Source organism: Pedobacter yonginensis, assembly GCF_003173595.1.
Lineage (GTDB): Bacteria > Bacteroidota > Bacteroidia > Sphingobacteriales > Sphingobacteriaceae > Pedobacter > Pedobacter yonginense.
Genome location: NZ_QGNZ01000004.1, coordinates 481,841 through 504,883 on the forward strand (window position 1 = coordinate 481,841; position 23,043 = coordinate 504,883).

The following is a 23,043-nucleotide window of genomic DNA, read 5'->3' on the forward strand; positions in this document are numbered from 1 at the left end:
GGCTTTAGCATCCAAAAACAAAATAATTTCCGGGTATTTTTATATTATAATGCTCTATTAAAGAGGTGCTTATGAATTTATTTGCGTGTTTGTAACGTTTAATTTTTCATAACAGTGCAGGATAGTAAGCCGAATTATATTTCTCAATATCGCATTGTTAAGCATTATAAATTAACACTAACCATTTATGAAACACGCATTCCCTAAACCAACGGCAGGGCTTATCCTTTTCCTGTTAATTTCTTTTGTGATGAATACTTCCGCTCAGAAACTTTCAGTTACTGGGCTTACCGTAGAACATTTAACCAATCCGCTTAGCGTTGATGATCCAAACCCTAGATTAAGTTGGAAATTGGTGTCTGAGGTTCAGAATACCATGCAAACCGCTTACGAAATTAGATTGTCAACCACGGCTTCTTTTTCTAAAAAAGCTTTTTGGTCGGTTGAAAAAAAGGGAGATGAATCGGTTCTTGTTTCGTATGCGGGGCCAGCATTGGCTTCTAAAACCAAATATTATTGGCAGGTACGGGTAAAGGATAATCATGGCAACACATCGGCATGGTCGCCCATTCAATATTTTCAAACGGGTTTAAAATCAAGCGATTGGACGGCGAAATGGATTACCGTTCCGGGCAAAGATTCTTTATTGGCGAGCCCATTATTTAGAAAAGATTTTAAACTGAGCAAAACCATTCAATCGGCTACGGCATACATCACCGCCAAAGGACTTTACGAGGCGCACATTAATGGCAAAAAGTTGGGCGATCATTATTTTGCACCCGGATGGACGAGTTATAAAAACCACCTACAATATCAAGTTTATGATGTTACTAAATCGTTTAACAAAGGCGATAACACCATTGGGGTTATGCTTGGCGATGGTTGGTATAAAGGCAGAATCGGTTTTGGCAATCAACGCCAATTTTACGGCGATACCAGAGCACTTTTGCTTCAATTGGAGATTGAATATACTGATGGGACAAAGGAAATCATAAACACAGACAACAGCTGGAAAACCACAAATGGGCCGATTTTGGCATCCAACATTTATGATGGGGAAACTTATGATGCCCGATTGGAAATTCAGGGTTGGGACAACATAAAATATAAGGAAACCGCTAACTGGAAACCAGTTAGGATTTTACCGAATGGAACGGAAAAATTAGTGGGTATGAGTGGACCAATGGTGAGCAAACACGAAGAATTTAAAGCCCTTAAAATTTTCAAAACGCCTGCTGGAGAAACCGTTGTCGATTTCGGGCAGAATTTGGTGGGTTGGGTGATGGTAAAAGCCAAAGGCGCATCGGGCACAAAAATAACCATTAGCCATGCAGAGGTATTGGATAAGGCTGGTAATTTTTATACCACCAATTTACGTTCGGCAAAACAACAAAACACCTATATTGTAAATGGTGGAGCTCCACAAATTTTTGAGCCTCATTTTACTTTTCAGGGCTTTAGGTATGTAAAGATACAGGGCTTTCCCGGAACGCTTAAACTGGAAGATTTAACAGCAGTTGCGGTGTATTCTGATATGAACACCACAGGAACCTTTGCCACTTCCAACACCCTTTTGAATCAGTTACAACACAACATTCAATGGGGGCAGAAAGGGAATTTTGTTGATGTACCCACCGATTGTCCGCAGAGAGATGAGCGATTGGGTTGGACAGGCGATGCACAGGCCTTCGCTTCTACAGCGGCTTATAACATGGATGTATCGGGCTTTTTTACGAAATGGTTAAAGGATGTGAGTGCCGATCAACTACCGAATGGAAGTGTTCCTTATGTTGTGCCAAATGTACTGAACGAAAGAGACGCAGGCTCTGCCGGCTGGGGCGATGTGGCAACCATTATTCCATGGGATTTATATGTGGCCTATGGCGATAAAGGCATCTTAGAAGCGCAATACCCTAGCATGAAAAAATGGGTAGATTACATCTCATCGGTTTCGCAAAATAACCTTTGGAATAGTGGTTCTCACTTTGGCGATTGGCTTTTTTATCGTCCGAATGATGATAACGATGGGCGTGCAGCGGTGACTGACAAATATATGATTGCACAAACCTTTTATGCACATTCCACCCAAATGCTTTTAAATGCAGCCAAAGTTTTAAATAAAACGGAAGATGTAGAAAAATACAGCGCTTTGCTTAAGAAAATTAAAAAAGCTTATGTAAGTGAAAATATGACCGAGAATGGAAAACTGGCTTCAAATACGCAAACGGCCTATGTTCTTGCCCTTCAGTTTGATTTACTTCCAGAAAATATGCGCCAACAGGCTGCAGAGCGATTGGCTCGAAATGTAAAAGATTATGGGAACCACCTCACCACCGGATTTTTGGGCACACCTTATCTTTGTCACGTATTAAGCCGTTTTGGCTATCAGGATGTTGCCTACGATTTGCTTTTGCAAGAAAGTTATCCATCATGGCTTTATCCGGTTAAAATGGGCGCTACAACCATTTGGGAGAGATGGGATGGAATTAAACAAGATGGCTCGTTCCAAACGCCCGATATGAACTCTTTTAACCATTATGCTTATGGGGCAATTGGCGATTGGATGTACAAGAATATTGCAGGCATTAATCCTGTACAAGAGAAGCCAGGTTATAAAGCGGTAGTGATATCGCCAAAGCCAGGGGGTAATTTAACCAGCGCTTCAGCAACGCTGGAAACGGTTTACGGTACTGTAAAATCTTCATGGGTGATACAGGAGGGAATTTTCAAACTGGACGTTAGCGTGCCAGCAAATGCGAAAGCAAGGGTAATTTTGCCAAAAACTAATAAGGAAGAAGAAATCGGATCAGGTAATTATCATTTTGAATCTAAATACTAATCTTTTAATATTGTAGCTTACCAATTAAACGATGGTTTTCCATGCCAACGATTATGAATAAGTATGTACAGTAAGGAAGAGGCCGCAAGGTTAAGGCAACAGTTCTGGATCAGTTTTGGGCAATATATGAAAGCCGTACCATCAGCAAGTGGCACAACTGTAAACTGGATTAACTACAAAACAGGTGTGAAAAACATTTTTTTTAAAATGGATGTCGATCAGAAAAAAGCGGTGATTTCCATTCATTTGGAACATGGTGATACAGGTGTTAGGCATTTGATTTTCAATCAATTTGAAGAATTTAAACTGATGTTAAGCAATACGTTAGGGGAGGATTGGGTATGGGAACAGGATGTTGCGGATGAGTATGGAAAAATAATTAGTCGCATTTCCAGTAGTTTAGAACATGTAAACATCTACAATCAGCAGCATTGGCCCCAACTTATTTCCTTCTTCAAACCTAGAATGATTGCGCTTGATGATTTTTGGGACAACGTTAAACCTGTATTTGAAAGTTTAACCTAGTTTTTCAGTACTGATAGCCTTTTGTAAATTTATTACGGAATAGGCATAAGTTGGGAATCACTTCGACCGAAGCGGAGAAATCTTTTAAGGTTTTTTGTTTTTAGTTTCAAGGATGTCTCCGTTCCGCTGCGCTCCAGTCGAGATGACGGAGTGTAGAGGTATGCTCCAATCGAGATGACGCATTGAAATTAATAGTTTAACCTAATTTTCACATGGCCGTAAAGATTGAACGGGCCTAATTTCAATCAGCTTGAAGTTTACTCACTTAAAATTCATTGATATTTAGCGGATTAACAGTTAAACATGCTTCAAATAAAAACAAAATATGGCTCTATTGGTTTAGTATGTAAACAGTTTTAAAAATTTAAAATAAGAATCCTATGAATACTTTAAAGAAATTTGAATTGATGGAAAAAATTGTGCGTGAACTGGAAGATGTACAAAATTCTCAGCAGGCACTTATTCAAAAAATTGGTAAAATTGAGGTTGATAATATCGAATTAGGCGATAGCAGACTAGAAAAAGACTTGCCTGATATGCACCAACGCTTAGCAGACAACTTAGATACCATTGTTGGTATTTTAGACTACTTTGCAGATAAAACTCAAAATTTTGGTGATAAAAATAATGTTGACGCCCTTAAAGAACAAGAGGCTATTAACAATGCAACAAGCTAATTTATTTAAGAAATACCCCATTTCATTATGAAATCGATCTATCTAACTATTGCCTGTTTATTTGCCGGATTTTATGCAAGCGCACAGGTTTTGCCTTCATTCCAACTGGGATTAAAGGCCGGAGCAAATTTTTCTAAATTTGATTCTGATAACACTTTTAGCAGCGAAAATCGTACAGGTTTTTATGGCGGATTATGGGCAAGGGTAGGCGCTGCGGGGGTTTTCTTTCAACCAGAATTATATGTATCTGGAAAAAAAGCGAACTTGGTTAGCGATGCCACTGGCGAAGTAAACCAAGTTCGCTTTACGAGTTTAGACGTTCCACTTTTAATCGGAACTAAATTTGGCGCCGCAGGTATTGGTTTAAGGTTAAATACAGGCCCAATGTTCTCTTTAATTTTAGATGAAAATCAAAGTTTTAGTCAGGCAGCGGGAAATGTTTTTAGGGCAGAGTTTAAAGATCAGGCTTTGGCTTGGCAATTTGGTGCCGGACTGGATATAAAAAAGATCAGTTTTGATGCACGTTACGAGTTGGGTCTTTCTAAAATAAACAAATCTGGCTACCCTGGAACCAAGTTAAACCTATTTACCATTGGGGTAGGCTATAGAATTCTATAAGTTATCAACATTTTGATTGTTAGGAGATTAGTTGGACTAATAATTGCTTTTACCATCGAACTAACTTAATATAAATTGCCTTATGAACTTGAAAGAATTATTACTCAAAGGCCAGAATTTTATCTCGCTACTTAACGAATTTCGTATTGATGCTAAAGATTTGATTATTAAAGATGAGGAGACCATTTTCAGCAATCAGACCAACAACAATACAGAAGTTGTTAAAGAGTCGGTTTGGATAGAAGGCAAAAGTAACGAGGGGTTGGTAAACCTGTTTGGTACTTTACATTACAATTTACTCAATAAACTTGCGGTTTTCGAAATGCAGGGATATGAAAAGGTTTCGGCTTAAATAAGTTGAAGCAAAATATTGAAGGGCAAATAATTAAGTTTATTTGCCCTTTTCTTCTTTTAAAATTTCGTGTTCAATTTGCGTAAGTTCGTAAGCGAAAGCTCCGTTTTTAGGTTCGATAGGTGTTTCTCTTTCATTGCTTAAAGCTTTTATAAATGATGCGCCAAAATAGAATATTAAGGAAGAATAAAATACAAAAAGCATAATTACAATTATAGAGCCAGCCGAACCATAGATGTTGCTAATGTTGCTTAGTGGCAATAAAATGCGAAGAATGTACTTACCCGCCGTAAATAAGCATCCGGTTAACAATCCACCAGAAATGGCTGCTCGCCAAGTTGGCCTGCCGTTGGTTAAAAACCGAAACAGCATGGTAAACCAGGTGGTTACAATGATTACAAAAATAAGCTGATTGATAATTGACGATATCACCAAACTGAAAGATGGGGAACCGGTTTTCAAATATGCACCTATAAAAGCTTGAACACTATCTGCCAGTAAGCCTAAAAAGAACAAAATTCCCGCCAGTAAAATAATCGTAACCGATATGGCTCTCGATTTAAGGGTTACTAAAATCCCTTTTTTGGTTTCTAAACCAATAGTCCATATTTGTTCGAGCGAATTTTTGATTACATTGAAAAGGGTGGTGGCCACGAATAGAAAAAATACAAAGCTAAAGAGTGTTACATACCAAGCTTGGTCAATGCCTCTAATGTTTCTTAAAGTTAACCTAATTTGAGCAATGCTGCTCTCATCTAATATGTTGGCTAGGCGCTCAAAAATATGTGTAACCAATAATTTTCTATCGGTAAACATACCGAAAAGGCGAATTAGGATGATTAAAATTGGTGGCAGGGCAAAATTGGTAAAGAATGCAGTTGCTCCTGCCAAACGCAAAGGATCGTTTTTTTGAAACAAAATAAATGCTTTCCTCAGGGTAGAGAAAAAGAATTTTAAATCTTCTTTAAGTTTTAATGGCATCCTTTCTAATCAACTAAAAAGCCCGAAAATACGAATAATAACGTGATTTGGAGTAACAAAGATATCTTTTAAAACCACTAACATACTGAGATGAATTCCCGGTTAGGAGGTATTTTAACGATCTTTTAAAACTCATCTATCATACTGAATTTATTTCGGCATTTTGATAGATGTGAATTCTGGTCTTTCTACCTTAGGTTAAACCGAATTTATGGATAAAACGGTTTATTCGGGCTTGCTTTATCGTGTAAACTTGATTAATTTACTTTCGTAAATACGAGAAGTGTTTTATCTGCGGCAAATAAGTGCAATTTACCATCCATAATTTTAGCATTGTCAACTTGGTTTAGCGCTTGTAAGTACGCATGTTCTGCTGCATCTGTACCTTCACAAAACATTTTTGTACTAAAAATATTCTTAAGCGCCAGTTTATTGTCTTTAATTTCTCCCTGACCTCCGTAAGAGTTGCAGAAAGATTTGCCTCCAATTTTTAGGCTATCGGCAATGTTTAGCGTTGCTTTAGCGGTAGTTGGCAGGGTAGTGCCTGGCAATTCCGATAATTCCCATTGGGTATTGGTTAACGCTTTGGTGTCAATTTTTTCGATGCAAGAACTTAAAAAGCATACGATTAATCCTAAAAAGAATAAGTTTTTCATGGTTTTATTAATTTTTGAATACAATTATCAAAAATTAAACCACAGTTGCCCCATCTCACTTACAAATTAAACCTACAACTTTTAAATGCTAATTTTTCTTTTTCAAAAATTCAGTTTTAAGTACGAGTACTGTTCCGTTTACTTTGCCTTCAATGGCTTTTGGATCGTCAGTCAAACGAATGTTTTTCACGGCTGTGCCTTGTTTAATATCGCTTGCCATGCCCTTAACCTTCAAGGTTTTAATCACGGTTACAGAATCGCCTTCGTTTAAAATGTTGCCGTTACTATCTTTAGTTTCCATAATTTGTTTGATTTTTTTGGCGAAAATATCATTTTAAAACGAGATATTCCTATTTTGTTTATTAATGTTCGTCTGCCGATTTTTGTTGCTTTAGTTCTGGTTTCAGGAAATCTCCATCAATAATCAGCAGTTTCACCTTTTCCGCTGAGATTGAACGATGAGAACTTAACTGATCTGATACCACATAGGTCATGCCTTTTGATAGGCTAACCTGTTCACCGTTTTCCAATTCACTTGTGAAACTGCCTTCCAGGCAATGTACAATGTGTCCTTTTTGGCACCAATGGTCGGCAAGGTAACCGGCAGAGCACTCCACAATTCTGATGCGCAATCCGTCGAAATTTAAAGTTTGCCAGTAAGACTCGCCCGTTTCTCCAGGGTGGTGGGTTTTTTCTACGGCGTCCCAATTGATGTGGGTAAATGGAATGGTGTACATGCTGTTTTATTGTATTTAACCGTTTTAACTAAATCTTTACGTTGTAAAAGTAATTTTTTTTAAACCTTTGTATAAAGATGATTATTTTGGCGGGAAATTTAGCCGTTACTAAAATCTATGAAAATTACATTCTTAGCCCTCTTTTTATCTGTTTCGTTGCTGGCCTGCAAACCTAGAAAAAACGAGAAAACCTATTCGCCCAGAGCATTAACCACCAATGAAAGCTTCAACGAATTTCCTGATGCTAAGGATAACATCCTCACTATTGTACAACATGAGTCTAGTGATGTAGATCTATTTGCCATTCAATATAAGGATACAATCATTTCCATTAAAAAAGACCCAAAACCTGTAGCCAGTAAATTTTCGGAAGCCAGGTACTTAAACTCACAAAAAACAGCCTTGCTTGTTCAAGTTGCTGATGGCTCGGGTTTGGTTTCGCCATTTTACATCGTTTATTTAAAAAATGGAAATTTACAGGTTATCGATTTGGATAGGGCATCAAAGGGAAAGAACGATAGTAAAATAACAAAGGGATTGGAAGAAATAAGTCGCACAAGCTTTATTGTAAACAACGATTTCCTGATTACTTCTGTGAACGGCACCGTCTATCCGATTAAAAGACAGGAGCCTAATGAGCGTATTCAAGGCAAATTTTTTATGTATTCTTCAGATCGTACAACCTTGGTTTTCCTAACCGAAAATTCGTTATACCAGGTAAATTATAAAACCGGCGAAACGTTAAACCTTCCGGTTGATGCAAGCTTACTCAACCAGCCAGAAACTTTAGTGAGTAACATTCAACAAGGTTACAGTTGGATAAGGAACGACCGCGGTACGCTTTTCTTGCTTAAAAATCCTGATGAAGATAGGATTGTTGATATTAAAGAGTTTAAGCATTAATGACTAAATTTTAGGATAATTCATTTTAAAAGTTGTTTTTCAATCCAACAATGAGCAAAAGATGATGCGTTTAAATCTTTGGAAATGAACGTTCTGTGTTTCCTCGGAAACGGCTGTCCCGCTTTACATTACAATCGGGTTCAATATTTGAGGTTGCTGCTAAGCAGTTCCGTTGTGCCTAAACCCTATGGGAGCGGTAGCCCGAGCTTTTTCAGCTCGGCTTTAGCGTACAGAGGGACTGCCTGATTGGTAGGATTACTAAACATTGGTTTCCAAAAAAAATAGGTTGTAGTTTATAGAATTTGAGCCATCATCTAATTAATACGCGTTTTAATTTCTGGAAATGAACGTTCTGTGTTTCATCGGGAACTGCTGTCCCGCTTTACATTACAAGGCCCGATGAAGGATCGGGCGCTTTACATTACAATCGGGTTTAAGATTTAAGGTTGCTGCTAAGCAGTTCCGTTGTGCCTAAACCCTATGGGAGCGGTAGCCCGAGCTTTTTCAGCTCGGCTTTAGCGTACAGAGGGACTGCATGATTGGAAGTATTACTGAACGTTGGTTTCCAAAAAAATAGGTTTTGGGTTATAGAATTTGAGCCATCATCTAATTAATACGCCTTTTAATTTCTGGAATTGAAGTTCTGTGTTTCATCGAGATCGGCTGTCCCGCTTTACATTGCATTTGGGTTTAAGATTTAACGTTGCTGCTATGCAATTGATTTTGAGTTATGGAATTTTGTGGTTTTAAACCATTGTTCTAAAGGTTAAGTTAATTCTTGCTGTATTAATTTTTTTGGTTTGCGGTAAACGATGTAGCCAATTGGTTTGCGTTTCATCTTTCATAACCAATAAACTCCCATGCTCTAAAAAGGTGGTTACCGTTTCTTTAGTTTGTTTATGCTTAAATAAAAACCTCCGCTCTGCACCAAAACTTAATGATGCGATTGACGTATTTTTTCCGAGCGATTTTTCATCGTCACTGTGGTAGGCCATGCCTTCATCGCCATTATGATAAAGATTGAGCAGACAGGAGTTAAAAGTGGTTGCCGTTTTTTCTTCAACCAGATGTTTTAACGCCAATAATTCTGGGGTCCATAATAGAGCGTGTTTGGTCGCTTTTGAGTAGGTATAGGCATATTCTTCGTTGCCGTACCAAGCCACTTTTCTTTTGGTGATGATGTGTTTACCCATAATAAAAGCTTCATCATTTCGCCAATCAATGGTTTCCATTAAAATCGAAAAGTAATCATCTGCCTCTTTTTTCGAGATTAGTTTCCCAAAATAATTTACTGTTCCACCGTAGGGCAGTAAATTATGGTCGATTATTGGCTGTTGGTTAAATAAATCCATTCTTTGTATTTCTTTTTTAAACAATGTCCGCAGGGGCGAAAGCCTTGGTTCCTAGCACCTTCCTCTGAATGGAAGAATACCCGATTTTGCTTTTTCATTTTTTTACCCGATTTGCAACTCAGTTTGCCATAAATTTTTAGTCGGGCATTTCCACCGAAGCAAATTTCATGATTTTTTATTTGCTTTCTAAGCGCTGTTTTCGATATGTTGGTATGCCGAATCAATTAAATTGCCGTTGAGGGGTTCTTGTTTGCAGATTGTTTTTGATTAACGCAAATGCTATAATTCAATTCAATTTTTGAAGCTTCCCAACCGATTATAGCCGATTTACGTGCAGTGCCCCAATGGTAGCCACCCAATGCTCCATTTGATTGAATAACACGATGGCAAGGAATTAAAAACGCAACTGGATTACTGCCGATTGCCGTACCCACCGCTCTCGATGCTTTAGCGTTTTGTACTTGTTTGGCGATTGCACCGTAGGTGGAAAGCTTACCTATTGGGATTTTTAACAAAGTTTCCCAAATTTTAAGCTGGAAATCGGTTCCTTTTAAATGAAGCTTAATTTGGTTGAGTTTGGTCCAATCGTGACTAAAAATGAAAAGGGCATTTTGTTGGGCTAAATCGAGCTTTGGCGTATAGTTTGCCTGTGGGAATTGGGCTTTTAGATTTTCTAAACCTAGGGATTCTTCATCAGTAAAAGAGATGTGGCAAATGCCCTTTGGCGTGGATGCAATTAAAATGTTTCCAAACGGACTTTCAGCAGAGCTGTAATTGATGTTTAAATTTTCGCCACCATTTTTATATTCTCCTGGGGTCATGCCCTCGATATTGATAAACAAATCATGCAGTCGGCTGGTTCCAGAAAGGCCTGTTTCCAATGCAGTTTCAAACAATGAGGCTTGATTTTCTTTTAATAGCTTTTTGGCATAACTGATGCTGATGTACTGCAAAAATCTTTTCGGACTTGTGCCTGCCCATTTGCTAAATAATCTTTGGAAATGGTAGGGACTTAAGTTTACTTTTTCGGCAATTTGCTCTAAACTTGGTTGTGATTTAAAATTACTTTGTATGTAATGGATGGCTTCTGCAATTCTGTTAAAGTTAATTTCATCCTGAGCTTTCATAATCTTATGGTTTAGATACAAAAATAGGGCTACAAACAATTGCGGAATACCCGATACTTGCTCATTTTTACTTTTTTAGGGAAAGCGTAAGTAATATGAAATCCCATAGGAAATGGCTTAAGATTAATACTTTAATGTTTCGAAATTTATAGTAGTGAATGGCGAAAATGGCGCCTATAAAGATGGGTCCTAACACATTGATTAGGGTTCCGTATTGAAAATGTAGCAAGCCAAAAAGAACGGAGGAGACTACAATGGCGCTAACTGGGCTCTTGAATAGGTGCTCGAGTCTGGGTTGCATGTATGCCCTAAAAATCAATTCTTCTACAATGCCTGCGGTTATGGCCGTAACAACCATGAGCCAGTAATGCGTTTTAAAAATCGCGATAATTCGAACCAAGGATGCACTATTGCTTTTTAAGCCCAATAGTGCTACGATTTTATGAATAAATACGATACCAATGATGATGGCTATAAACATCAAGATTACGGAAACAATGTAAAATGGGATATTATAGTTTTTTTCCTCCCAAATGATGAACTTTTGCTTTTCTATTTTAATGGTGTAGAACCAGAGTAGGAGCAACGAAAACCACATCAACAATCTGGACGTAAATACGGTAATCCCATTTGCAGTAGCTCCAATGCTTTTTAAAAAAGGGGAAAACGTAATTTGTTGGACAAATAACAAAGCCAGAATAAAAATGACTCCAATTATGATTCTTTTGTTTGATTTTACGGTATCGTGCATTTGCGATTAAGATAGAAAATTCAACCCAATATTGATTAAAGATGTTAAAAATGATGATGACTTGTGTTTGCCCAATCAGTGAAACACGCACCTGGGCGATGGAAAGATGATTACTGGGCGTTCATTTTAAACCTGGTTGGAGCGGTATCCCCCGATTTTTTCTATCGGGGATTTAGCGGAAAAACAGGACTGCAATCGGCAAAGATCTACTGTCCGTACATTTCCAAGAATTAATTAATGCTTTATTTGGTAATGAATATCTCGCATCTGCAAGATTATTTTCTAGTCTATACTGTTTTCGTTTCGTGGAGACACGAACCGAGGCGAAAGATGATTACTGGGCGTTCATTTTAAACCTGGTTGGAGCGGTATCCCCCGATTTTTTCTATCGGGGATTTAGCGGAAAACAGGACTGCAATCGGCAAAGAACCACTGTCCGTACATTTCCAAGAATAAATTGCTGTTTATTTGGAAGGAATGTCTCGCATCTGTAAGATTATTTTTCTAGTGTATACTGTTTTCGTTTCGTGCAGACACGCATCTAGGCGATGGAAAGATGATCACTGGGCGTTCATTTTAAACCTGGTTGGAGCGGTATCCCCCGATTTTTTCTATTGGGGATTTAGCGGAAAACAGGACTGCAATCGGCAAAGAACTACTGTCCGTACATTTCCAAGAATAAATTGCGGTTTATTTAGAAGGAATGTCTCGCATCTGTAAGATTATTTTCTAGTCTATACTGTTTTCGTTTCGTGAAGACACGAACCAAGGCATTTACGGTAATGGACTGATTAAACGATTAGTAATCCCCTAAATCCTCTTGCTGCGTAGTAAGATTCTGCACCATTGTGATATACGAATACAGTATCATAACGGCGATCGCAAAAGACTGCGCCTTTCAGCTTTCTAATGGTTGCAGGTGTTTCAATCCAGCTTGATGTTTTGAGGTCAAAATTACCCAGTTCTTGTAGGGCGCGGTATTCTGTTTCGTTTAAAACTTTAATTCCCATTTCCTTTGCCATTTCAATGGCACTATTTGCGGGCTTAAATTCCTTTCTGGCTTGAAGGGCTTCATCATCGTAGCATAGGCTTCTTCTGCCCTTAGGGCTTTCTGCTGAGCAATCGCAAAAAATATACTCGTTAGTTTGCTCGTTAAACCCAATCACATCGGGCTCACCGCCTGTTAATTCCATTTCATTAATCGACCAAAGTTTGTCTTTTTGAGCTTCGAGTTTGGCTTGTATGGCTTGCCAATCCATTCCCTTATGGCGATTACTGTTTGCCTCAAAACGCTTTTTTAAAGTTTGGATAATTTCTTGATTTTGCGCTGTAGTTAATTCTTTTTTAATGGTTTTCATTTGTTGGTTCAGCTATTCTAATGATGGATTTTAATTAAGATTAAGTGATTCTGCTGCACCTAGCCTTGGTGATTAGAACCGAAGTACAGGTAAGTTAAATCATAATGACACCAAATAGATAGTGGAAATTTACATAGATATTTTCCTTTAGCCAAATACTTGCGTGCCTAGGCCTTTGGTGATCAAACTAAATAAACTTTCGTTTATCAATTTGCTCCAAGCGTTTGAGCAGCTTCCGTAGCATTCCAGGTCTGGTACCAAGCCAACATGCGTAAAGCGAAGCTGTGTTTGGTTATCAATTTGTTTAATTTCGAAGCTAATTTTTGTGTCAACCCATTCGGTTTTATTTGCAACAAAATTAATCTTGCTTTCGGTTACTCGCCATACAACTTTTTGGTCGGGTATCAGTTCTTCTATTTTTTGTATGGAAAAATGAAACTCGCCCGAACGATAGCTGAACTCATCATGTAGTTGATTGGTAGATCCTTCTATTTCTCCTTGCCACCATCCACGTACATTATTAATGGCATTAAATACTTCTTTTGCCGGATGATTAACCAGAAAGGTTGTGCTAAAGCTTGGTTTCGACATCTTTTTGCTTAATGTTATTTTGAATTATTTAAATCTTAGGCCAGTAGGCTATTGCTTATGTGATGATATAAAATTAAGCGCTTAGAATCATACTGTTAAGGTGTAAAACAGACGATTTTGTGGGTAGATTGAGACAATTCCCATCTTCGGAACACGTTGTTTATTCAGTGTTTGCTGCATTTATGATGTTGCTAAACCAGCGCGTATGGCCTTTTCGAGCACCGCTAGGTTTATATCGCTTAGATTTTTGAATTTGATGCAATAACCTGTTACGGTTGCTTTACCTATTGTTTCTCCGAAAGTTTTCGGTAGATAGGTTTTGTCATCAATACCCATTATGTACACCGATATACCGGTTGTATTTGCGCTTAAACCAATTTGATAAAAGGGTTTGCTTGTTCCATCGGCATACTGGATGGTGCGAGATCCATAACCAATGTTGGGGTTAGATACGATTTTGTTTTCGCTGTTTCTCCCATCCAGAAACCACAATTGTGTATTGGGCATTAGCGCCAGTATATTTTGGTGTAATGTTTCCATGTCAATACGCTTTGCCTCGGGTTGGCTATTAATGTAATTTGTAATTTGTTCTTGGGTGTTCATTTTGGATTCTTTTATAGTATACTAACAAAAACTTGGTAAAACGGTAAGCTTAAGGATAGTATCACTCATTTTTTGTTTTTTCATAAAAGATAACATCATTTAATTGCACATAAGATGTTTGACTAGGATTCAAAAGTTTCAATTTTATTTGATGTTGTTTATTCTCAAGCTGATATTTCCAAGCGATTTCGTGCTTGCGAACGATGTAATTTACTGGAAGCTTAATCGTTTCAGTAAATTTTCCATCAATGTACAATTCTATTATGGCAATGTCAGCAAGTTTTTCTGAATCTGTGTGGTTTCCTGCTTTCAGTAAATGTTCTCCATTTATTACAAACGCGTTGCCAGTAAAATCAAAGGTGTATTCATCTTCAAGTTTATGTCCAATGCCCCTTTTTTCAAAAGGTTTAATCCCTTCAAAACTTTGCTCCCAACGAACTGTTTTTATTTGTTTTTTAGGTATTTTTATTGAGTTATTTGTGATAATGCCGCCATAATTTTTGATGTTTTCAAGCGCAATGTTATAACTTAATTGATATACTTTATTTAGTGAAGTATGGGTGTATTTGAAATTTTCACTTTCAACTGCCGGGAATCCTTTTTTATACTTGGATGGCATAGCATCATATCCTAACACTGCACCTAAAATACCACAAGCAGAAGAAGGATTGCAATCTGCATCCTGTCCGCACCTCGTCGTAATTTCCATAGTTCTTTCAAAGTTTCCATTTCCGTAAAGTAATCCTAAAACCACATAAGCAGAGTTTACTTTAGCATCGATGTTAAATGGCGTATAAACTCCTCCCGGACAACCAATATCATCGGTCCACTTTTTTTGAATTTCGAACCAAGTTTGCTTCCAATCGTTCGGGTATTTACGATGCCACTTAATAACATCCGAAATACATTGATGGTAAGTTGTGTTTTCGGGAATAGATTTTAAGGCCTCATTAACAACATATTCTACATCTTTTGAAACGAAAGCTAAAGAATACATTGCTCCAAAATAAACTCCACCATACCACCCATCTCCATAGTTCATGATATGACCAACTTTGTCTGATATTTCTGAAGCTATGTTGGGCATTCCTGGCGAAATTAGTCCGGCAAAATCGGATTCTATTTGATAATCTATACAGTCTGCATGTGGATTATTAACCCAATAACCAGATTGAGGGGCTGAGATTCCATTTAAAATATTATATCTGGCTGCTTGGTTGGCATGCCAAAGATAATAGCCTGCATGAGCCATTGCATTTGAAAAGGAAGAAATTGGAGCGTTAATTCCTTCTTTTTCGATGGTTTCAATGAAGGAAATATCCAGATAGAGATCGTCTTGATTGAGCGATGGTACGAGATAGCCATCTTCCCAAGGTAAGTTTTGATAATCATTAATTAAAGAACCTTGATATCTAAATTCAAACAAATTTCCGAAAGATACACCGATCATTTGCCCTGCCCAACCTCCTTTTATTTTGTTTTGAAGTTCTGTATGCTTCAACGAGTAAAATTCTTGTGCATTAACCTTTAATGATATAGAGAATGAAATGATGCTAATTAAGATGTGTATGAGTTTCATTTGTTTTTTTTTGTTGGTTTTGTGTTAATTAATTTGGATATAATTATGTATCTCTCCTTGCTATAAATAGAATTTATATGTAGAAGAGGTACGCTATTTTCAAATATCAAATCCCTCGCTGTGGCACAAACCTTATTGAATGGTTTTGCGAAGAAGTACCAAATTATCGAGTAATAAGTTGGTTGACCAAATAAAGCTGGCATCGTTGCTACTGTTATCGAAAACATCTGCAAAATTGGTGTACGATGATTTGCCATCAACACCCACAGTATTGTTGGTAAATGTAGTTGCCGAAGGCCAGCCAGAGTCGTCATAGTTGCTTGCATACCAATTGGCAGGTACTGCCCAATGAATGCCGTAGCTGGTAGATGATCCGTCTGATGTACTGCAACTGCTTGATAATCGGGTGTTGCCACTTTCTGTTACACATGATAAATCTGAAATAGGCGCTGTATAATAGGTTTGGGCTTTCCAAGTGTTGTTTGTTATCCCTACTATCGCACCATTCGCGTCTTTGATAACGGCAACAAATCCACCATCGCCAATATGATGCGCTGAAGCTCCCTGTGCTTCTGTACCTATGCCTAAATGCTCTTCCCAATCCACACATTTAACGGCTACTGTAAATGGTTTATTGGCTTTAAAACGTACAATGCTCGAATTAAAATCGGTGTATGGAACAGGATCTTTACCAACTGGTATTCCGTTAACGTACATTTCAAAATAATTATCGGCAAAAATGTAGGCGGTATAAACACTACCTGTCGCATCAACGGTAACTACATCAGAACCTGAAAGTGCAGCCGTTGCATTGGCGGCAGTAGCATAAGAATGCCCTGAAACGTACGAATTGTACAAATCAGATGCAAAGGGAAAGCTAGAGTTGGTGAAATTAACATCGGCAGGAAGTGACCAGGTTTTGCCATCTGATGAGGTAATGGTGCCCAAACCAGCCACCCGGTTGCCCGCTTGAAATAGATTGCTGGTTGTAACCGTGCCAACGCCTTGTGTAATTGAACCAGTTCCGGTATAAGTGCCTGATGTTGTGTTGCTGCTGCTATCGTTTTTTGAGCAGCTTGTGAAAATTAAGCTAACTGAAAGGAGCGTGAAGATAGAGAACTTCGATTGTTTCATAATGGTTTATTTAAATACAAAAATTGTTTCGGATAATAGATGTTGCCTTTGTAGCTAACTTTTTTTATGTTTCTGCAACTTATTTTTCTTCTTTTCTAACCAGAAGCAACTCATTATCATTCAATGGCAAATAGCCTTGTTCGTAGCAAAAAACATAAGTGTTTCCATTATGAGTTTGGTGATGGTGGGTGTGGTAGGAGAAGTTAAAACCAGCTTTCAATAACCTCGATTTGGCCATTTTGACCTTGCCTTCGGGATTGAGTTTCAACAGAATAGACCGATTCTGTTTTAGAATTTGGTTAATACTTTTAAGTAGAAAGTTGTCCTCGCTTTTTAGGCGATTGTTATAATGATTTCGGCAAGCGTCGTTACAAAATTTTTTATCAGATCTTCCCTTTATCGCGTTTCCGCAATCTAAACAGATGGTTTCCATAATTATTTGGGGTTAAATTATGGGATGATATCAAAACTAAAAATAATTGTTGCCATTTCAAAATGCTTGGGAAATTAAAAGCAAAGCGGTAGGTGAGGCCTTTTGTTGGGCATATTGAACGGGTTCTTGAGCTTGTGGAATAGGGCCTAACTAATGCAGACAAAAAATAGAAAGTTAAGGGTTGAGAAATTCGCGTATTGAGACAATAAGTTAAAGGGAAACTTTAAATTCGATAAAAACTCGATCGTTTTTGATAATTTGCGGTTTATAATCATCGGAAGGATTAAATGTGTATGATCTATCTCTAGGGCATTGGTATTAGGGCAGATGCGGAGGATGCAAAGGACGTTAGGAACTATGAGTTTAAATTACAATAAAGTAGGTGTATTCATCATCTTATACATAATTTGCCTGTGTTCATGCCTGTCAGAACAGTCTGAAATCGATTGCGACAGGCAGCATGTTATACAAAAGTGTTTAAATATTTTAAGCGCCAATGAGCGCCAATACAAGCAGATAACCTTGATTAGTACTGAAATAGTGAATCAAAATATTTCCCTTCAATGGCTTAAATCACCTGTAAAATTTGAGAAGAATGATTTGAGCGACATTCGCAAATTGGCTGAATCTGGAAAATTATATTTTATGGTTACTAAATTTGTTTGTTTAAAGAATAAGACAGAGGCTTCAATCATATGTATCAATGCAAACCTACAGTATGATTTCGAGATACACAGGGGTGCGGATGGAAAGGAGATTGTAGCCATTGTGCAAGAAATCGATGACGCACTTCCTTTTAGGTGATAAGGACCTGCTGCCTATCCTATAACTATAACCTAAAGAAGTTCCTTAAATTAAATTATAAAAAATCTTCCCATTCATATGATGAAATATTTTACAATCATTCTTCTGTTTTTTATGCCCCTATTTGGTAAATGCCGACAGAAAGCCACAAAAAAACATACTTCGAAAGCATTTTCACTTAATGAAAAGGCATTTTTCCTGTTAATAACAAATGGTTCCAAAGAGGGACTCAATACACGAGAGCTTAGCATTAAAGTCATTAAAATTTTAGATTCCGCCACCTACCTTGAGCCCGGATATACCTCTGCTTACCTTAATAAATTAACTTCATTAATCTACCTAAAAAAATATCAGGAAGCAATAAAAAATATTGATCAAGCGATAAAATCTAATCCTTCTGATCACAGCAATTATCTAAAAAAGGGGATAATTTATAGGGATTATTTGTTGGACAGATCAAAAGCGTCTGTCGCATTTAATAAAGCTTTAATGATTGCTGGTGAAAAGGCCAAGAGAGCAAAATATAGTGCTTTAGGTAACGACATTAACGTTGCTTTTATCATAGCATTTGCTAAAAATAAAAATAGTGCTTTAGCTTATCTTGATAAAATTTTGATCCATTATCAAAATATCAAGGATGTGAATCAGATTTCTAATTTTAAAAAATTGCTGATGAACAATCCCCTCGATAAAAAAGCCGCCTTGCAGATGTTCAGTAATTATAGCACATTGTAGTCAATTATGTTTGCAATACTAATGCGGAGCTTTTTGTTACTATCCCTGATCTTGTTGTCAGCTAATGTCCAACTCAACAAGCTTGTCCAGACGATACTCCAGGGAGTCAACATGTGAGAGTTATAATGCCATAACTAGTTAATCACAGGATATTTTTAATTGCAACTTATTTTGAATGAAAATATATACAACTCTATTATTTCAAATAATACTAACTTTTGTCGTTAGTATCTCCTTCGCGCAATCAGATAGCATTTTATATGAGATTCACTATAAAACTACGCTAACAATTTTACCCGATAAAATCAAACCCAACATCATAAACTCGTTGTTATTGATTTCAAACAATTATAGTGTTGAAAAAGATCTAGATAGGTTTATGACAGATACGGCTTATGCAAATAAATATACAATTGGCTTTGCAAAGTCAAACCCTAGCCCTAGTGGGGAAATGATGGATGTGAAAAAATTTTTATCTAATACTATTAATGAATATGGTACAGATAGACAGATTATATATGATTATCAAAGAAATAAGTATTTGTATTTCCGCTACATGTTTCAAAAGTTTTATTTTGAAGTACCTATACCTAGTTACAAATGGAAAGATACAAATACTAAGCAAAATATATTTGGCTATGAATGTAAAAAAGTTGAGGGTACATCATCTAATGGCGCTAAATGGGACATTTGGTATTGCGATAGTTACAAAGTTCCACATAATTTATATGGAATTTTAGGCTTAGATGGATTGATTATTAAAGCCATAGAAACTACATCTGGTAGGACTGTAGAGCTAACAAACTTAAGGACAGGTTCAGACATTTTTAAAAATGTGGAAAAACCTAAAAATTCAATTTTAGTCAATAGCGAAGAGATGAACAAATTTGAAGGAGAATTCGCTAAGGACCGATTAAAATTTTTAAAGGATCATCCATTTAATGGGACAACGATTAAGATAAATTAAGATACCCGACCAAATATTAATAGTTTAAGTAAGTTGTGTGTCAGTAAGAGTTTCCAACCTGTTTCGTTCAAAAGTGTCTCGCACGATAAGGGCTTTTCATTTTTAGCAGATTTCTATTTGGCTTTGATCAACAAAGCTTGAGCCGACCATCCCGAACTCCATCATCGTGCCCTTTTGCGCAGCAAAACCCATAGCCGACTCCGGAATACCTACAAAAAACGATAATCGACATTGTTCAAAAACCAGCGCAAATAATTGTCTTTTTTAACGCATATAGCGTCCGGGATTCTACATTAAACACAAATTTGATTAAATAACAATAACTCCAAAAACCATTTTCTGGCTCTTAAAATGCATTTAATTAGCGAGCAGGCATTTTGAGGAGAAACATCCCCATTATTGTATCACTAAAACCTTTATTTGTAAGTAAAATAGACTTTCTTTTTTGATACAAGTTTTTGGAAAACTAGTGCCATTAGATTAATGCGGTTCCCTACAAATTTCTGAATCTTACAATACCACCCTTTTCATACTCATATATTAACCTTATCCGTGTGTAAACGTTTATAACCGACTATAAACATTTATCAACCGACTAATATTTTAAACCTATTGCACCTTTGTCCTGTCGGTAGTCGTGGTGACTATCCGTTCGTTAAATATTTAGAAACTTAAATTTTAGAATTATGAAAAGTGCAATGAACAAAGTAGTATTAAGCGGTTTTGCAGGTGCAGATGCTGAAGTTAAAACGGTAGCAGGAAATCAAAAATTGGTTAAAGTAAGCTTAGCCGTACACGATTATTATAAAACGGCATCGGGCGAAGAAATAGATAGAACACAATGGATTAGTTTAACTTTTTGGAATGCCAAAGCCGATTTGGCAGAAGCACAAATTAAAAAAGGAACACAACTTACCGTAGAGGGAAAGCTCTTAACAGGCAGTTACGAAGCTAAAGACGGCACAAAACGTTTTTCTGCAGAAGTTGTGGTAAACGAGCTTGAGATTAAAGAACGCGAAACGGTGAATTAAACCATTCGTCATCAACTGGGTTGCTTATCCTTATGTAAGCCACATACTATGATATTGGCTGTGGCTTACATAAGTTTTACGAACTGGAATTTTAGGAAGTTTGAGGGTAGCGCTGATGTCGCCTCGTTGATTAAACGTAGATTGCTGAGAAACGATTAAAACCGAATTTAACTTCAGGGTGCTATAAGTTTAACTAATATTCTGAATGAATTAAAGCTTTACAGCCAAACCCGTATAAAAATTTAGGCCAGTTGCAGGATTAAAATATCGTCCATTTGCGGCATTTAAATCGTTGCCCAAGCTGTACCGTTCGTTAAGTAAGTTGTTTACGCCAACAAATAAATCAAGTTGCGTTCTCCATAACTTCAAACTTTTTATACCAGCCTTAAGTTCAACTAAATCGTATTTTTTTGCGGTAACGGTATTGGCATCGTTAAGTGGAATGGCAGAAGTATGATTGTGTTGTGCAAATAAGTAGAAGCCTTTTTGGAATTGAAATTCCAAACTGTTCACGATAATATGATCTGGAACACCTGTAAGCTTGTTGCCACTAAAATTTGAATTGCCACTCACAAAATCATCAAACCTAAAATGGCTATAGGTATAATTGCTCTTTAGCTGTAAGCCACTTAAAATTGAAGGGCTATTCTGTATAATCCAAAAGGCTGTTTCCAATTCTATACCCCTTTGTTTTGTACCACCCGCATTTATAAAAAACTCCGTGTCGTTTGCATTTAATCTTCTAACAATGGCATTTTCAAGTCGGTATTGAAAAACACTTGCATTGGCATAAAAACGGTTATTTTCAGTTTTGTATCTCAATCCAGCCTCATAATTCCAGCCCAATTCTGCCTGCAAGTTGTTATTGATGTTGTTGTCTGATGATCTCACTTCTGCAATGGTTGGAGGAGAATAGCCTTTGCTGGCAGATAGTCGCAGAGAGAATGCAGAATTAACCAAGTATGAAGCTGCCAACTTTGGCATAAACTGCGTGCTAAACTTCCGCTCTTTTTCGGCAATTGCAGTAGGGAAGAAGCTTTCGTATTGGTAGTTGAAAAAGTTTACGCTAGAGGAAAGTTCAATTAAAACTTTGTTATCGATGTCGAAGTTTAAGCGAACAAAGGCAAAGTCCTGATTGGCCTTTAAATCATCATAAGCCTGCAAGCCCGCGGGCGAGCCCGCATTATTGTTGAAATTTTTGATTTGACTTTTGGTTCCAGAACTTTCTAGGCCAGCTTGCGCACTAAATTTAAGATCGTTCTTAATTTGATCAAATTGCAGGAATGTTCTAAAACCCAATGTACGCTCATAGCGATTTTCGTAATTGGTTATAAAGGGATTTTTAAAATCGGTATAGCTTGTAAATAAAGCAATTACGTGCTTAAAATTTCGACTAATTTGATAGGTATTGGAAATGCCTCCGAAGATGGTTTTATTGTAAATGGCCGCTTGTTGTGTAATTGCGCTCGGGAGGGTGGGTGTGGCCGGACGGGCGAGCTTTGGATCTTGCTCCAGTTGTATTGCCGTTAATCCACCCGGTGTTTGATAACTTAAATCGCTGTAAAAGGCAAACGCTTTCAAGCTCCCCACAGGACTGTAATTCCATTGATGCATGGTTTGAAAATATTTTCTATCCATAGCACTATTTTGTCGGTAACCATTGCTCTTTTGATAACCTTCTGAAAAGCTGAAGCTGTAATTTTTGAATTGATGCTGGACGTTGGCTGTTTGATGAAATAAGCCATACGAGCCTGCGATTACCGAAGCATCAATTCGGTTTTGGTTTACACTCGGTGGATTAATTAAAATTGCACCGCCTGTATTGGCGCCAAAAATACTGGCTTCCGGACCCTTATAAATTTCCAAGGAGCCTACAGATGAAACATCAAGCGCATTGAGATAAGTATTGCCGCCTGCATCAGTTAGCGGAAAATCATCAATGTAAATTTTGATGTTCCGAATGCCAAATGGCGATCTTAGCAAGCTTCCACGAAGCGATAAACGATAGCTTCCTGGCGATCGCTCTTCCATGCGTACACCCGGTACAGCGTTGAAAGTGCTTACAAGTGAGTTGCTTTGCTGATTTTTTATTGCATTGCTATCTATTAAACTTACCGCAGATACAGATCTTAATAGGGGTTGGCTATTGTAATAACCCTTAACCACAACATCGTTTAAATTTTTAACCGAATCGGTTTTTACGTTTTGGGCAAAACTGCAAAGTGAAAATAAGGCAAATAGGAAGGTAAGGGTTGACTTCAATTTTTTAGGTTTAAGAATTTTTTAAAAA

At 37.3% G+C, this 23,043-nt stretch carries 25 protein-coding genes; 10 read left to right on the forward strand and 15 right to left on the reverse strand.

Annotated features, from left to right (window positions below; translation table 11 throughout):
• The first annotated feature begins 187 nt into the window (after positions 1–187).
• From DHW03_RS16975 to DHW03_RS16995, 5 genes are all read left to right on the forward strand, one after another.
• On the forward strand, positions 188–2,839 hold the full coding sequence (locus tag DHW03_RS16975) for a glycoside hydrolase family 78 protein (protein ID WP_109927035.1): 2,652 nt from the start codon (positions 188–190) through the stop codon (positions 2,837–2,839).
• 63 nt (positions 2,840–2,902) lie between these two features.
• Positions 2,903–3,364 carry a DUF4268 domain-containing protein gene (locus tag DHW03_RS16980; protein WP_109927036.1) on the forward strand — a complete coding sequence of 154 codons (462 nt, stop codon included), beginning with the start codon at positions 2,903–2,905 and terminating at the stop codon, positions 3,362–3,364.
• 380 nt (positions 3,365–3,744) lie between these two features.
• A complete protein-coding gene (locus DHW03_RS16985; protein WP_109927037.1) occupies positions 3,745–4,041 on the forward strand; it encodes a hypothetical protein in 297 nt (98 codons plus the stop codon).
• Positions 4,042–4,068: 27 nt separating this feature from the next.
• Complete coding sequence (locus DHW03_RS16990; RefSeq protein WP_109927038.1) at positions 4,069–4,659, forward strand: porin family protein; 591 nt, start codon at positions 4,069–4,071, stop codon at positions 4,657–4,659.
• 82 nt (positions 4,660–4,741) lie between these two features.
• Positions 4,742–5,011 (forward strand): hypothetical protein, encoded by a 270-nt coding sequence (locus DHW03_RS16995; RefSeq protein ID WP_109927039.1) that lies wholly within the window; start codon positions 4,742–4,744, stop codon positions 5,009–5,011.
• Between the two features lie 39 nt (positions 5,012–5,050).
• On the opposite strand, the gene DHW03_RS17000 is transcribed toward DHW03_RS16995, so the two are convergent.
• From DHW03_RS17000 to DHW03_RS17015, 4 genes are all read right to left on the reverse strand, one after another.
• On the reverse strand, positions 5,051–5,992 hold the full coding sequence (locus DHW03_RS17000; protein ID WP_109927040.1) for a YihY/virulence factor BrkB family protein: 942 nt from the start codon (positions 5,990–5,992) through the stop codon (positions 5,051–5,053).
• A gap of 257 nt (positions 5,993–6,249) precedes the next feature.
• Positions 6,250–6,648, reverse strand: a complete 399-nt coding sequence (locus DHW03_RS17005) for an META domain-containing protein (RefSeq protein ID WP_109927041.1) — start codon at positions 6,646–6,648, stop codon at positions 6,250–6,252.
• Between the two features lie 88 nt (positions 6,649–6,736).
• Positions 6,737–6,949, reverse strand: a complete 213-nt coding sequence (locus DHW03_RS17010; RefSeq protein ID WP_025144571.1) for an alkylphosphonate utilization protein — start codon at positions 6,947–6,949, stop codon at positions 6,737–6,739.
• A gap of 61 nt (positions 6,950–7,010) precedes the next feature.
• Entirely contained in the window at positions 7,011–7,385 is a 375-nt protein-coding gene (locus DHW03_RS17015) for a DHCW motif cupin fold protein (protein WP_109927042.1), read from the reverse strand.
• Between the two features lie 117 nt (positions 7,386–7,502).
• Here DHW03_RS17015 and DHW03_RS17020 point away from each other — a divergent pair, with 117 nt between their 5' ends.
• A complete protein-coding gene (locus DHW03_RS17020; RefSeq protein ID WP_109927043.1) occupies positions 7,503–8,288 on the forward strand; it encodes a hypothetical protein in 786 nt (261 codons plus the stop codon).
• 746 nt (positions 8,289–9,034) lie between these two features.
• Here the strand turns inward: DHW03_RS17020 and DHW03_RS17025 are convergent.
• The 10 genes from DHW03_RS17025 to DHW03_RS17070 all read right to left on the reverse strand — a co-directional run bounded on the left by DHW03_RS17025 (position 9,035) and on the right by DHW03_RS17070 (position 17,216).
• Complete coding sequence (locus tag DHW03_RS17025) at positions 9,035–9,640, reverse strand: alpha-ketoglutarate-dependent dioxygenase AlkB family protein (RefSeq protein WP_109927044.1); 606 nt, start codon at positions 9,638–9,640, stop codon at positions 9,035–9,037.
• Positions 9,613–9,864 carry an Ada metal-binding domain-containing protein gene (locus DHW03_RS17030; protein WP_109927045.1) on the reverse strand — a complete coding sequence of 84 codons (252 nt, stop codon included), beginning with the start codon at positions 9,862–9,864 and terminating at the stop codon, positions 9,613–9,615. Before DHW03_RS17030 ends, DHW03_RS17025 begins: the two co-directional genes overlap by 28 nt.
• The gene (locus DHW03_RS17035; protein ID WP_109927046.1) at positions 9,865–10,767 is read right to left on the reverse strand and encodes a bifunctional helix-turn-helix domain-containing protein/methylated-DNA--[protein]-cysteine S-methyltransferase; all 903 of its coding nucleotides are present in this window, start codon (positions 10,765–10,767) and stop codon (positions 9,865–9,867) included.
• Between the two features lie 67 nt (positions 10,768–10,834).
• Positions 10,835–11,518, reverse strand: coding sequence for a CPBP family intramembrane glutamic endopeptidase (locus DHW03_RS17040; protein ID WP_109927047.1), 684 nt, complete (start codon positions 11,516–11,518; stop codon positions 10,835–10,837).
• Positions 11,519–12,309: 791 nt separating this feature from the next.
• Positions 12,310–12,876 (reverse strand): DUF4256 domain-containing protein, encoded by a 567-nt coding sequence (locus DHW03_RS17045; protein ID WP_109927048.1) that lies wholly within the window; start codon positions 12,874–12,876, stop codon positions 12,310–12,312.
• Between the two features lie 147 nt (positions 12,877–13,023).
• On the reverse strand, positions 13,024–13,467 hold the full coding sequence (locus DHW03_RS17050; RefSeq protein ID WP_109927049.1) for an SRPBCC family protein: 444 nt from the start codon (positions 13,465–13,467) through the stop codon (positions 13,024–13,026).
• A gap of 180 nt (positions 13,468–13,647) precedes the next feature.
• The gene (locus DHW03_RS17055) at positions 13,648–14,070 is read right to left on the reverse strand and encodes a DUF1801 domain-containing protein (RefSeq protein ID WP_109927050.1); all 423 of its coding nucleotides are present in this window, start codon (positions 14,068–14,070) and stop codon (positions 13,648–13,650) included.
• A gap of 61 nt (positions 14,071–14,131) precedes the next feature.
• On the reverse strand, positions 14,132–15,649 hold the full coding sequence (locus DHW03_RS17060) for an ADP-ribosylglycohydrolase family protein (RefSeq protein WP_109927051.1): 1,518 nt from the start codon (positions 15,647–15,649) through the stop codon (positions 14,132–14,134).
• 132 nt (positions 15,650–15,781) lie between these two features.
• Positions 15,782–16,783 (reverse strand): hypothetical protein, encoded by a 1,002-nt coding sequence (locus DHW03_RS17065; protein WP_205941022.1) that lies wholly within the window; start codon positions 16,781–16,783, stop codon positions 15,782–15,784.
• A gap of 79 nt (positions 16,784–16,862) precedes the next feature.
• Positions 16,863–17,216 (reverse strand): hypothetical protein, encoded by a 354-nt coding sequence (locus DHW03_RS17070; RefSeq protein WP_109927052.1) that lies wholly within the window; start codon positions 17,214–17,216, stop codon positions 16,863–16,865.
• A 357-nt stretch (positions 17,217–17,573) separates the two neighbouring features.
• Between DHW03_RS17070 and DHW03_RS17075 the strand changes: the two genes are divergently transcribed.
• From DHW03_RS17075 to DHW03_RS17090, 4 genes are all read left to right on the forward strand, one after another.
• The gene (locus DHW03_RS17075; RefSeq protein WP_133248544.1) at positions 17,574–18,020 is read left to right on the forward strand and encodes a hypothetical protein; all 447 of its coding nucleotides are present in this window, start codon (positions 17,574–17,576) and stop codon (positions 18,018–18,020) included.
• Between the two features lie 78 nt (positions 18,021–18,098).
• Entirely contained in the window at positions 18,099–18,755 is a 657-nt protein-coding gene (locus DHW03_RS17080; RefSeq protein WP_133248545.1) for a tetratricopeptide repeat protein, read from the forward strand.
• A gap of 175 nt (positions 18,756–18,930) precedes the next feature.
• Positions 18,931–19,722 (forward strand): GLPGLI family protein, encoded by a 792-nt coding sequence (locus DHW03_RS17085; protein ID WP_109927055.1) that lies wholly within the window; start codon positions 18,931–18,933, stop codon positions 19,720–19,722.
• A 686-nt stretch (positions 19,723–20,408) separates the two neighbouring features.
• Positions 20,409–20,753 (forward strand): single-stranded DNA-binding protein, encoded by a 345-nt coding sequence (locus DHW03_RS17090; protein WP_109927056.1) that lies wholly within the window; start codon positions 20,409–20,411, stop codon positions 20,751–20,753.
• A gap of 210 nt (positions 20,754–20,963) precedes the next feature.
• Here DHW03_RS17090 and DHW03_RS17095 read toward each other — a convergent pair whose 3' ends face one another.
• Entirely contained in the window at positions 20,964–23,015 is a 2,052-nt protein-coding gene (locus tag DHW03_RS17095) for a TonB-dependent receptor (protein ID WP_109927057.1), read from the reverse strand.
• Positions 23,016–23,043 lie beyond the last annotated feature (28 nt).